The organism is Xanthobacter autotrophicus, assembly GCF_030015065.1.
Classification (GTDB): domain Bacteria; phylum Pseudomonadota; class Alphaproteobacteria; order Rhizobiales; family Xanthobacteraceae; genus Xanthobacter; species Xanthobacter autotrophicus_D.
Window position 1 is genome coordinate 24,250 of the sequence record NZ_JAIVFN010000040.1, and the last position, 10,982, is coordinate 35,231.

The 10,982-nt window shown below is 69.6% G+C and carries 13 protein-coding genes and 1 pseudogene; 10 read left to right on the forward strand and 4 right to left on the reverse strand.

Annotated elements, in window-relative coordinates; all coding sequences use genetic code 11:
- The first annotated feature begins 88 nt into the window (after positions 1-88).
- A complete protein-coding gene (locus tag K9U40_RS24815; RefSeq protein WP_414114744.1) occupies positions 89-793 on the forward strand; it encodes a hypothetical protein in 705 nt (234 codons plus the stop codon).
- A gap of 302 nt (positions 794-1,095) precedes the next feature.
- Here the strand turns inward: K9U40_RS24815 and K9U40_RS10450 are convergent, their stop codons facing one another.
- Positions 1,096-3,450, reverse strand: coding sequence for a transglycosylase SLT domain-containing protein (locus K9U40_RS10450; protein WP_282890131.1), 2,355 nt, complete (start codon positions 3,448-3,450; stop codon positions 1,096-1,098).
- Positions 3,451-3,899: 449 nt separating this feature from the next.
- On the opposite strand from K9U40_RS10450, the gene dapA reads away from it, so the two are divergent.
- The 6 genes and pseudogenes from dapA (at position 3,900) to K9U40_RS10480 (ending at position 6,859) form a co-directional block, all read left to right on the forward strand.
- Complete coding sequence (dapA, locus tag K9U40_RS10455; RefSeq protein WP_282890132.1) at positions 3,900-4,799, forward strand: 4-hydroxy-tetrahydrodipicolinate synthase; 900 nt, start codon at positions 3,900-3,902, stop codon at positions 4,797-4,799.
- A 24-nt stretch (positions 4,800-4,823) separates the two neighbouring features.
- Positions 4,824-5,069: a hypothetical protein gene (locus K9U40_RS10460; RefSeq protein ID WP_282890133.1), complete on the forward strand. Its 246-nt coding sequence runs from the start codon at positions 4,824-4,826 to the stop codon at positions 5,067-5,069.
- Complete coding sequence (locus K9U40_RS10465; protein ID WP_282890134.1) at positions 5,066-5,347, forward strand: type II toxin-antitoxin system RelE/ParE family toxin; 282 nt, start codon at positions 5,066-5,068, stop codon at positions 5,345-5,347. Before K9U40_RS10460 ends, K9U40_RS10465 begins: the two co-directional genes overlap by 4 nt.
- 45 nt (positions 5,348-5,392) lie before the next feature.
- The gene (gene smpB / locus K9U40_RS10470) at positions 5,393-5,869 is read left to right on the forward strand and encodes an SsrA-binding protein SmpB (RefSeq protein WP_282890135.1); all 477 of its coding nucleotides are present in this window, start codon (positions 5,393-5,395) and stop codon (positions 5,867-5,869) included.
- Positions 5,870-5,887: 18 nt separating this feature from the next.
- Positions 5,888-6,293 (forward strand): annotated as a pseudogene (locus K9U40_RS10475) (VOC family protein).
- Positions 6,290-6,859 carry a peroxiredoxin gene (locus K9U40_RS10480; protein WP_282890136.1) on the forward strand — a complete coding sequence of 190 codons (570 nt, stop codon included), beginning with the start codon at positions 6,290-6,292 and terminating at the stop codon, positions 6,857-6,859. The pseudogene K9U40_RS10475 and the gene K9U40_RS10480 overlap by 4 nt, the downstream one beginning before the upstream one ends.
- Before the next feature lie 12 nt (positions 6,860-6,871).
- Here the strand turns inward: K9U40_RS10480 and K9U40_RS10485 are convergent, their stop codons facing one another.
- Both K9U40_RS10485 and K9U40_RS10490 read right to left on the reverse strand, forming a co-directional pair.
- Positions 6,872-7,573 carry a uracil-DNA glycosylase gene (locus tag K9U40_RS10485; RefSeq protein ID WP_282890137.1) on the reverse strand — a complete coding sequence of 234 codons (702 nt, stop codon included), beginning with the start codon at positions 7,571-7,573 and terminating at the stop codon, positions 6,872-6,874.
- Between the two features lie 15 nt (positions 7,574-7,588).
- Entirely contained in the window at positions 7,589-8,200 is a 612-nt protein-coding gene (locus K9U40_RS10490; RefSeq protein WP_282890138.1) for an NYN domain-containing protein, read from the reverse strand.
- A 205-nt stretch (positions 8,201-8,405) separates the two neighbouring features.
- Here K9U40_RS10490 and rpoZ point away from each other — a divergent pair, with 205 nt between their 5' ends.
- From rpoZ to K9U40_RS10505, 3 genes are all read left to right on the forward strand, one after another.
- Positions 8,406-8,795 carry a DNA-directed RNA polymerase subunit omega gene (gene rpoZ, locus K9U40_RS10495; RefSeq protein ID WP_282890139.1) on the forward strand — a complete coding sequence of 130 codons (390 nt, stop codon included), beginning with the start codon at positions 8,406-8,408 and terminating at the stop codon, positions 8,793-8,795.
- Between the two features lie 340 nt (positions 8,796-9,135).
- Complete coding sequence (locus tag K9U40_RS10500; RefSeq protein WP_282890140.1) at positions 9,136-9,465, forward strand: hypothetical protein; 330 nt, start codon at positions 9,136-9,138, stop codon at positions 9,463-9,465.
- Positions 9,466-9,476: 11 nt separating this feature from the next.
- Complete coding sequence (locus tag K9U40_RS10505; protein ID WP_282890141.1) at positions 9,477-10,418, forward strand: AEC family transporter; 942 nt, start codon at positions 9,477-9,479, stop codon at positions 10,416-10,418.
- Here K9U40_RS10505 and K9U40_RS10510 read toward each other — a convergent pair.
- Positions 10,397-10,982 (reverse strand): glutamate--tRNA ligase family protein (locus K9U40_RS10510; RefSeq protein WP_282890142.1); only part of this gene is annotated, 586 nt, incomplete at its 5' end. The two genes, K9U40_RS10505 and K9U40_RS10510, sit on opposite strands and share 22 nt — an antisense overlap.

Below are 10,982 nucleotides of genomic sequence, written 5' to 3' on the forward strand. Positions count from 1 at the left end.
TCGCCTTGTGGCCTTATCTTGTGGCGGCGGTCGCAATCGGCGTCGCCACGGGCTATGTGATTGGCCGACAGAATCCGGGGAGGCGCGCATGATGGCCTTCACCATCGAAGTCTTGCTGCTTCTGGCTCTGGCCTTTTCGCTGGGTCTTGCCTTGGGCTTCAAGCTGGGCCGCCGCCGCGCGGCGGTCGTCGCCGAGCGGGAAGGCGGCCTGCCGCCCGTGTCCTCCGGCGTGCTGCCGGTCCGTGAGGTCGCGCCGCCGGGCGTGCTTCCCTTCGCGGCGGCGTCCTTTGATGCCCCGGCGAACGCGCCTGTTCCGGGCGCGCCGGACCACGTGCCGGCCCGCCCGGCCCCGACCTCGTCGCCACGCGAGCCGGACCTCTTCTCCCGGCTCGGCCTGAGCCCCGGCATGGTCTCCCTGCCGCGCGATCCGGAGGACGAGGAGCCGCCGCGAGGCCCGGTCTCCCCGCGGCCCGCGCCGGCCCCGGTCGTGGTGCGCGAGAAGGGGCCGGACGGCCATCCCGGCGTGCGTCCGCCGACCCTGGAGGCGCCGGAGGGCGCGGGCGCGGACGACCTGAAGCTCCTGAAGGGCATCGGCCCGCAGAACGAGCGCCGGCTCAATGCGCTCGGCATCTACCATTTCCGCCAGATCGCCGCCTGGACGCCCGACGAGGCGGCCTGGGTGGGCAGCTACCTTGCCTTTCCGGGGCGCATCGAGCGGGAGGACTGGATCGGCCAGGCGAAGGCCCGCGCAGCCGGCGAGCCTCCGGCCGCGCCCGACCGGGAAGAGGGCTGAGGGGGAGGGGTCTCGCTGCCCGAGCGCGGCGGATCGGGCGAGCCGGTGGCTCCCTCACCCGCAAGCGGCAGTGGGGTCAGCTGAGCCACATTTGCTCTCGTTGTGGGGAAGGGGCCCGGCCATGACGATGCCGCCAGCGCCACGCTCCGTAGTGTTCTCCGAGCCGCTGGGCGTCATGGCCGGGACAAGCCCGGGCATGACGCAGCCGGTGTGTGGGCAGCCGGTGTGTGACATGCGCTCCGCTGCTCCCTCTCCCGCTTGCGGGCAAGGGGTGGGGAGGGCGCGCGCCGGGGCCAGCCGCCTCAGCGGCCGCCGCGCAGGTCCGCTTCCATCTGCAGCTTGGAGGGGATGTTGAAGCGCACCTTGTAGACTTGGTAGTTCTCCATCACCCGCTGCACGTAATTGCGGGTTTCGGAGAAGGGGATGGCCTCCACCCAGTCCACCACGTCCACGTCCGGGTCGCGCGGGTCGCCATAGCGCTGGATCCACTTCGCCACATTGCCGCGTCCGGCATTGTAGGCGGCGAAGGCGAGCACGTAATTGCCGCGGTAGCTCTCCACCAGCTCGCCGATCTCGGCGGCGCCGAACTGCACGTTGTAGGTCTGGTCGCTCATCAGCCGGCGCTCGTCATAGGCGACGCCGGTGAGCTTGGCGACGTGGCGTCCCGCCTCCGGCGTCACCTGCATGTAGCCCATGGCCTTGGCGCTGGAGACGATGCGCGGGTTGAACTGGCTCTCCTGCCGGGCGATGGCGTAGACCACCGCCTTGTCCACCGGATAGCCGATGGAATTGAAGCTGGGCAGGCCGAAGGTGGGGAAGGCTTCCGCCTCCAGCGGGTGGCCCTCGGCGAGGCCCTCCTTGCCCACCACCAGCGCGCCGCGGGCGTCGCCATTGGCCTCGGCGAGGTCAGCCAGCATCACGAGCTGGGCCGGGTCCTCCATGCGCCAGGCGAGGTCGTAATAGATGGTGAGGGGAATGTCGCGCTCGCCGATGGCGTAGAGCATGCGCACCGCCTTGACCGGCTCCAGCCGGGCGAAGGTGCTGCGGCTGTCGAACGAGGCCGAGGGCGCGCGCAGCACCACCGGCGCCATGCCCAGCTTGGTGCGCGAGAGCTGGCCGTAATAGGTGGCCGAGAAGCGCGCCGCCGCCTGGTAACGCTCGTGGGCGCGTCCGCTGTCGCCCATGGCCTCGGCCGCCCGCGCCTGCCAGTAATAGGCGCGCGACAGGGTGATGGGATGTTTCTGCTCGTCGTCGATCCTGGCGAAATGCTGGGCCGCCGTGCGCGGGTCCTTCAGGAAGCGCAGGGCGATCCAGCCGGCGGTGAAGTGCTGCTCGGCACGGTAATTGTCGGCCTTGGGCGGCACGCCGGTCGAGGCCACCTTGTAGGCGGTCTGGGCATCGCCCGCGTCGAGAAGCTCGCGGGCGACGAGGCGCCGCTCGATCCACCATTCGTCGGGATCGGCGCGGACCTGGTCGGAGGTCGAGCCGGCCAGCAGCGCGCGCGCGGCCTCCTGCGGCTTGTCCGCCCGGCGGGCCAGCTGGGACTTGGCGAACAGATAGGCCGGGTCGTTGGCGAGGGAGAACGGCACCTGGGCCAGCAGCTTCTCGCCGTTCGCCTCCTTCCTGGCGATGGCCATGCGCGCCTTGGTGAGGGCAACCACGTCCGAGCCCGCGCGCGCGGCGGCGCGCAAGGCGCGGTCCGGGTCCGGCTTGTAGCTGAAGCGGTCGGCCCTCAGCTTGTGGTCGGTGCGCGTGAGGAAGCCGGAGAACTCGTCGAGGATCTTGTTCTCGAACAGCTCGTTCAGCTCATCCTCCCGCCAGGCCTCGCGCACCCAGTCGGCGGCATCCGAGCGGTTGCCCGTCGAGACGAGATAGCGGGCGAGCGCGATCTTGCCCTCGCCGGAGAGCGGCGGCTGCTCGGCGAAGAAGGCGCGCGCCTTGCCGGGGTCCCGGTTCTCCTGGAACAGCACCCGCTCGGCGCGGCGGCGCAGCGTGCTCTGGGTAGGCCAGCCGGGCTTTTCCTTGAGGAATTCGTTGATGGCGTCGAAGCCGAGGTCATTGGGGGCGTGGCGGATGACCAGCCAGGTCACCAGCGTGCGCGCCGCCGGATCGTCGATCTGCTGGGCGGCGCCCATGGCTTCCGCCGCGCGCCCGTTCTTGGCGGCACTCACCGCCACCTTCAGCGCGGCGAGGTCGCCGCCGGGAATGTTGGCCGAGGCGCCCAGCGTCGGCGCGGCCTGCGGGACCGCGGCCGGGGCGCGGGCGGTGGCCGGCTTGGCCGAGGGTTTGGCGGCGGTGGGCTTGGCAGCGGTGGGCTTGGCGGCAGAGGAATTGGCCGAAGGTTTGGCGGCCTCCTTCTTCGCATCCTTGCCGGCCTTGGAATCCGCGGCCGCCTTGGCGTTGCTGGCCGGCTTCGCGGTGGTCGACTTGGCGTCGGCCTTGGCATCCTTGCCGGATTTCGCGTCCTTGGCGGCGGGCTTACCGGCATCCTTGGCGGACTTCGTGTCCTTGGACTTCGTATCCTTGACCGTGTCCTTGGCCGCAGCGGGTTTGGCCGGCGGCGTCGGCGTGGTCTCCGCGCGAGCCGGCATCGCCCCGCTCCACGCGAGGGCAAGCGCGAGCGCGCTCACGGAAATCAGGCTCGAAACAGGCGACATGAAATGTCCTCGCGGCGCGTTCGTGATCGTGCGGATTGATCGTGCGGCTTCCCCCTGGGCCATGTTCCGCCAGCCGTGTTGACGAAACCCTAACCAGATTGATCGCGCAAAGAGGGCGAAAGCGGGGCTCATGGCCCCGCATGGGTTGCAATGATGGCAATGCCTCACCGGGGTGCCGCCTGTCCGGGGCCGGCGCGGTGGCGCGCTACGGGCTCGGCTTCCGGGCGCGGGCCCGGCCGGCTTCGGGCGTCCGGCGGGGCGTTGTCGTCGCGCGCCCCCTTTCCGGGCGGCCGGCAAAAGGATAAGGGTCAAGGTCCGCACCCGCCGCTCATCCGAGCCGGCGTGGCGCCGGGATGCCCGCGCGCGGGCGCTCCCGGCCAATCAGCAAGCCCCCGCGAGGCTGGCCGTCACGGCCGGCCGACCAGCCCCAGGAACCCAAGGCGTTCGCCATGTCGCCCATTTCGTCTGCGTCGCGCTTCCGCGGCTCGTTTACCGCCCTCGTCACCCCGTTCCGCGACGGCGCGCTGGATGAAAAGGCGTTCCGCGCCTTCGTGGACTGGCAGATCGCCGAAGGCACCCACGGCCTCGTGCCCGTGGGCACCACCGGCGAGAGCCCGACCCTCTCCCATGAGGAGCATAACCGCGTGGTGGAATGGGCGGTCGAGCAGTCCGCCGGCCGCGTCCCGGTGATGGCCGGCGCGGGCTCCAACAACACCGCCGAGGCGGTGGCCCTGGCCCGGCACGCGCAGGAAGTGGGCGCCGACGCCCTGCTGGTGGTGACGCCCTATTACAACAAGCCCACCCAGGAAGGTCTCTACCAGCACTTCAAGGCCATCGCCGAGGCGGTGGAGCTGCCGATCTTCATCTACAACATCCCGAGCCGCTCGGTGATCGACATGTCGGTGGAGACCATGGCGCGGCTGTTCGAGATCCCGAACATCGCCGGCGTGAAGGATGCCACCGCTAACCTTGCCCGCGTCTCGCTGCAGCGGCAGGTGCTGGGGCCGGACTTCATCCAGCTCTCGGGCGAGGACGCCACTGCGCTGGGTTTCATGGCCCATGGCGGGCACGGCTGCATCTCGGTGGCGTCCAACGTCGCCCCGCGCCTGTGCTCGGACTTCCAGACCGCCTGCCTCGCCGGCGACTACAAGGCGGCGCTGGCCATCCAGGACATCCTGATGCCGCTGCACACGGCCCTGTTCGTGGAGACCAACCCGGCGCCCACGAAGTACGCCCTCTCGCTGCTCGGCAAGATGAGCGAGGAGGCGCGGCTTCCCATGGTGCCGGTCTCCGAGACCACCCGCGCCGTGGTGCGCAGCGCCATGGTGCATGCCGGCCTCATCAACTGAGCGCCGGTCTGCTATGCTTTGTTCATGACCAAGCTGCTGGAACAGGCCATTGCCGAGATCCGCAAGCTCTCCGACGCGGAACAGGACCGCGCCGCCGAGCTGCTGCTGGGCCTTGTCCACCAGGGCGAGGAAGGTGGAGGCGGGGCGGCGGATTACCAGCTGACGCCGGAGCAGATCGAGCGGGTCCGGCTCGGTCTTGCACAGGCGCGGCGGGGCGAGTTCGCGGATCCGCAGGAGATCGAGGAGCTGTGGCGGCAGTTCGGGCTGTGAAGGTCCACTTCACGCCGGTCGCGCAGGAGGACCTTGCGGCGATCCTCGCCTATTTGCGGCAGCATTCGCCGGCGGGCATGCGCCATGTGGGTTCCGCGATCCACCAGACCATCCGCCTGCTTGCGGCCGAACCTTTCATGGGGCGGCCGGGCGTTCTGCCGGGCACCCGCGAGTTCATCGTGCGCGGCTATCCTTATCTCATTGCGTATGGGGTTGATGAGACGCGCCGGGAACTGTCGATCGTTTCCGTCGTCCACACAGCCCGCCTGCGCCCCTGACCCATCCCGCTTGCCTGAGCGGTGCGTCGAGACCACATTCCCACCATGAGCAGCAAGAAGACTGAAGCCCCGCGCAAGATCGCCGCCGACAACCGGCGCGCGCGGTTCGATTTCGAGATTGGCGAGACCTTCGAGGCCGGTGTCATGCTCACCGGCACCGAGGTGAAGAGCCTGCGCGGTGGCAAGGCCACCATCGGCGAGAGCTATGCCGCCCAGAAGGCCGGGGAGATGTGGCTCTACAACGCCTACATTCCCGAATATCTGGAGGCCAACCGCTTCAACCACGAGACCCGCCGGCCCCGCAAGCTGCTGCTGCACAAGCGGCAGATCGCCAAGCTCGGCCAGGCGGTGGAGCGAGAGGGCATGACGGTTGTCGCGCTGAAGATCTATTTCAACGACCAGGGTCGCGCCAAGGTGGAGCTGGCCCTCGCCAAGGGCAAGAAGGCCCACGACAAGCGCGAGGCCTCCAAGGAACGCGACTGGGCGCGCGACAAGGCACGCCTCATGCGCGACCGCGGCTGACGTAAAGGGGAGCGCGCCATGGCCGGCAGGATCGCGTTTGACCATTGCGTCGTCCATGTGAGCGATTTCAAGCGCTCCAACGCCTTCTCTGCGGCCGTGCCGGGCGCCGATGTGGTGCCGGTGGGCGCAGGCTTCGCCTATGGCTTCGGCGACCGCCAGCTCAACCTGCACGGGCCGGGGGTGGACCCGGTCCCGGTGGCGCGGCTGCCGGTCCAGCCCGGCAACAGCGATCTGTGCTTTCGCTGGGACGGGTCCATCGCCGGCGCGATCGCGCACCTTGCCGCCCATGGACTCACGCCGAAGCTGGGGCCGGTGCCGCGCTTCGGCGCGCGCGGGCGGGGGGGCGAGCGTCTATTTCCACGATCCCGACGGATCGCTTTTGGAATTCATCTCCCATGACGACGCGCAGGAGGACACGCCATGAGCACCTACACCGCGCTGCCCGAGAATCTTCCCGCGCCCGAGGATGACGGCGCCGCCGCCCATCTGCCGGGTCTGGAACTGCCCATCATCGCGCTGCCGGCCACCGACGGGCGGATGATCGACCTATCGGGCCTGTCGGGGCTCGCCGTGGTCTATGCCTATCCGCGCACCGGCGTGCCCGGCCAGCCTTTGCCCACGGGCTGGGACGAGATCCCCGGCGCGCGGGGCTGCACCCCGCAATCCTGTGCCTTCCGCGACCATTTCGCGGACCTGAGGGCGGCTGGGGCGGAGCATGTGTTCGGCCTCTCCCTCCAGGAGACGCCCTACCAGCAGGAGGTGGCGGAGCGGCTGCACCTGCCGTTCCCGCTTTTGTCCGACCACCGCCATGAGCTGGCCCGCGCCATCCGCCTGCCCACCTTCACGGTGGAGGGGGCGCTGCTCTTGAAGCGCATCACCCTCATCATCGAGGACGGCGCCATCTCCCACGTTTTCTATCCGGTGTTCCCGCCGGACCGGAACGCCGCCGACGTGCTGGCGCACCTTCACGCCAAGCGCGGGCAGGAGTAGCGCTCGCGCCGATCAGGCCGCGTCGAGATAGCCGCGCACGGCGGCGAAGACCGTGCGGAACATGGCCGGCGTCAGCACGCCCGTATTGGTATTGTAGCGCGAGCAGTGATAGCTCGCGAACAGCCGCACCGGTCCCATGGTCCCGTGCTCGATCGTGTCCGTGGCGCCGTGGCCGAACTTGAGCCGTGAGGCCTTCTGCCCCAGCGCCGCGAGGGTCGAATCGTGGGCGATCTTGCCGAGGGTCACGATGGCGGAGAGGCGCGGCATGGCGGCCATGGGCGCGGACAAAAACGGCCGGCAGGTGCGGATCTCCTCCGGCGTCGGCTTGTTCTGCGGCGGCACGCAGCGCACCGCATTCACGATGCGGGCATCGGTGAGGGTAAGCCCGTCTTCCGGATGGGCGGCATAGGGGCCGGTGGCGAAGCCGTATTCGATCAGTGTGGCGTAGAGCAGGTCGCCGGCATAGTCGCCGGTGAAGGGGCGCCCGGTGCGGTTCGCCCCGCGCAGGCCGGGGGCGAGGCCGACGATGAGCAGGCGCGCATCCTGCGGCCCGAAGGCCGGCACCGGGGCATTGTGCCAGGAGGGCTCGGCCGCCCGCCATTCATGGCGGAAGTCGGCGAGGCGGGGGCACAGGGGACAGTCGGCCCCCGGCTCCAGGGGCGTCCGCGCAGGCGCCCGGGCGGCGGAGGCCCGGGCAACGGCAACCTTGGCCATGCTCGGTTCCGAGGCTCAGGTTTCGCCGGGATCGCTGGCCGCGGCGGCGGCGCCGCGGCGCTCCAGGAAGCGGGGCGTCTCCGACATGCGGCCCTGCCGCTCGGAGGGGTCGCGCCCGATCTTGGGCTGGAGCTCCACCAGGTCGATGAACACGTCCGCCTGCCGGCGCAGGTCGTCGGCGATCAGCGGCGGCTGGGTGGAGATGGTGGAGACCACCGACACCCGCACGCCCTTGCGCTGGAGCGCCTCCACCAGCGAGCGGAAGTCGCCGTCGCCGGAGAACAGGACGATGTGGTCCACGTGCTCGGCGAGCTCCATGGCGTCCACGGCAATCTCGATGTCCATGTTGCCGCGCACGCGCCGGCGGCCCTGCGAATCCGTGAATTCGCGCGCGAGCTTCGTGACCACGGCGTAGCCGTTATAGTCCAGCCAGTCGAGCAGCGGGCGGATCGAGGAATATTCCTGGTCCTCGATCAGTGTCGTGTAATAGAAGGCCCGCAACAGATACCCACGGCTCTGGAACTCCTTCAGGAGCCGCTTGTAGTCGATGTCGAAGCCGAGCGCTTTGGTAGCGGAATATAGATTGGCGCCATCAATCAGAAGAGCGATCTTTTCCAGGCCCTGCATACAAAGGTCCGCCGATGGAATGGGATGGGCGTAACGGGAACGGTTGCAAACCACGTCGTTCGACCGCCTTTCTCCGACGAAGCACCGTTCAAGGCAAGCGAAAAAGGCACGGCGGGCTTGCCCAACATGGTGAATTGCTGTACTGACCCGCTCTTCCCAAGGCCCATAGTTGCGCGCCTGATGCGCATGAGGGAGTGACGAGCCCATGGCCCGTGTCACGGTTGAAGATTGCATCGACAAGGTGGACAACCGGTTCGAGCTGGTCCTGCTCGCCGCCCACCGGGCGCGCATGATCTCGTCCGGTTCCCAGATCACCGTCGATCGCGACAATGACAAGAACCCGGTGGTCGCCCTGCGCGAGATCGCCGACGAGACGGTGAGCCCCGAGGATCTGAAGGAAGACCTCATCCACTCGCTGCAGAAATACACCGAGGTGGACGAGCCCGAACCCGAGGCGGTGCCCCTCATCGCCTCCGGTGACAGCTCGGGCGGCGACGACAGCGACGTCATGCTCGACCGCATGACCGAGGAAGAGCTGCTCGCCGGCCTCCAGGGCCTCGTGCCACCGGAGCATACCGACGACGACGAAGGCTGAGCGCGGGCCGCTCGCCGTATCGTATCGCACGGCCGGGCCTCGCCCGGCCGTTTGCTTTTACGGGCCGCTGCCTGACCTTCGGTGGCGTCTCAATCGTTTCGTATGATCGTTGACGCGCGGTGCGCGCGGGCTTAGGTTCGCCGCCATGTCTGGTTCGGGATGTGACATGGCCGGCTATCGCTTGGCCCTGCGGCGAATTCCTCGCCCGGTCGATGCGATCGGCCGGGTAATCTGACGCGTCGTCCGGGAAGCCTTCGCGACGGCGCGATGACCTGAGGGGCAAGCGCCCCTGTTCGCACCGCACGCGGCCGCACGGCCCGCTTCCGTTCCGGATTGTCCCATGCCCCGTTCCCAAGCCCCTTCGCCCGTCGTCGAGGACGGCGCGGGCCTCTATCGCCTCGTGGTGGCGGCCGAGGCCGAGACCAACCTGCTCCTGCGCCTGCTGGAACCGTTCGTGATCCATGACGTGCTGCCCACCGCCGTGGCCTGCCGCACCGACGGCGGGACGCTGGCGGTGGAGATCGCCTTCGCCGCCCATGGGGATGTCGCGCTCAGGCTCCAGGCCCGCCTGTCCGTGCTGTTCGGGGTGCACGAGGCAGCGCTGGTGCCCGTGGATGCGGGGGAGGCGCGCGCCGCCGCCGACCGCCCGGCCCCCAGCCGCGCGGCCTGACGGACGAGACGATGCTGAATACCCTCGCCGAGATCGCGGTCATCGTCCTTCCGGTCTTCGGCATGGTGGCGGTGGGCTATCTCGCTGCCAAGGTGGGGCTGGTCAGCGAGCGGGCCAGCGACGGGCTGGCGGAGTTCGTCTTCAGCCTGGCGGTGCCGGCGCTCATCTTCAAGACGCTCAGCGAATCCAGCCTGCCGGAGGCCCAGCCCTGGGGCTACTGGATTTCCTATTTCGCCGGCGCCTTCTTCGCCTTCGGCCTCGCCATGCTGGCGGCGCGCAGGCTGTTCGGCCGCAGCCGGCAGGAGGCGGTGATCCACGGCTTCGCGGCGGGGCAGGCCAATACGGTGTTCGTGGGCGTGCCGCTGATCCTGAAGGCCTATGGCCCGGAAGGGGCGGTGCCGCTGTTCCTGCTCATCGCCATCCACCTGCCGGTGATGCTGGTGGCCGCCACCGTGCTCATGGAGGGCAGCGCCGGCTTTTCCCGCGCCACCGTGCTGAAGCTGGTGAAGGCGCTGGCGCTCAACCCCATCCTCATCGGCATCTATGCCGGCGCTCTCGCCCGGATCCTCGGCGTCCAGGCCACGGGCATCCCCCGGCAGATGGTGGACCTGATCGCCGCCGCCGCCACGCCCTGCGCGTTGATCTCGCTCGGCCTGTCGCTGAAGCGCTACGGCATGACCGGGGGCGACCTTGCGCCTTCGGCGTTTATCAGCGCGCTCAAGCTGCTGGTGCACCCGGCGGCGGTGTTCGCGCTCACCTTCGTGTTTCCCATGCCGCCGGTGTGGGCCGGGGTGGCGGTGCTGTTCGCCGCCATGCCCTCGGGCATCAACGGCTACCTGCTGGCCCAGCGCTACGGCATCGGAGTGGGCGCCTCCACCAGCGCGGTGTCCATGTCCACCGGGCTCGCGGTGTTCACCGTGGCCCTCTGGCTCTATGTGCTCGGGGTCGGGTAGGGCCTCGCCCCATCGGGGCCGGAAGCCTGCCCCGCAACTGGCGGCGCGAGCCCCAGCCGCCGGCGGATGTCCTGCGGCGTGGCCCCGGCGGCGCGCAGCGCGGTCAGGCTGGTGGCGGCGTTGCTCTTGGAGAGCTTGTGGCCGCTCTCATCCAGGATCAGGCGGTGGTGATGATAGGCCGGCGTCGGCAGGTCCAGCAGCCGCTGCAGCAGCACGTGCACCGAGGTGGCGTGGTAGAGGTCCATGCCGCGGATGACATGGGTGATGCCCTGCGCGGCGTCGTCCACCACCACGGCGAGGTGATAGGAGGTGGGCACGTCCTTGCGCGCCAGCACCACGTCGCCCCAGCGTTCGGCATCCGCCGCCACCGCCTTGCGCGGCCCCTCCGGAACGCCCTGCGCCTCCTCCCAGCCGAGCGGGCCGCCGGGGGAAGCGGTCTCCAGCGCCTTTTGCATGTCCAGCCGGATCACGAAGGGCGCGCCCGCAGCCCTGCGCGCGGCCCGCTCCGCATCGGTCATGGCGGAGCGGGGGAAGGGGAAGAGCGGGGCGCCGTCCGGATCGCGC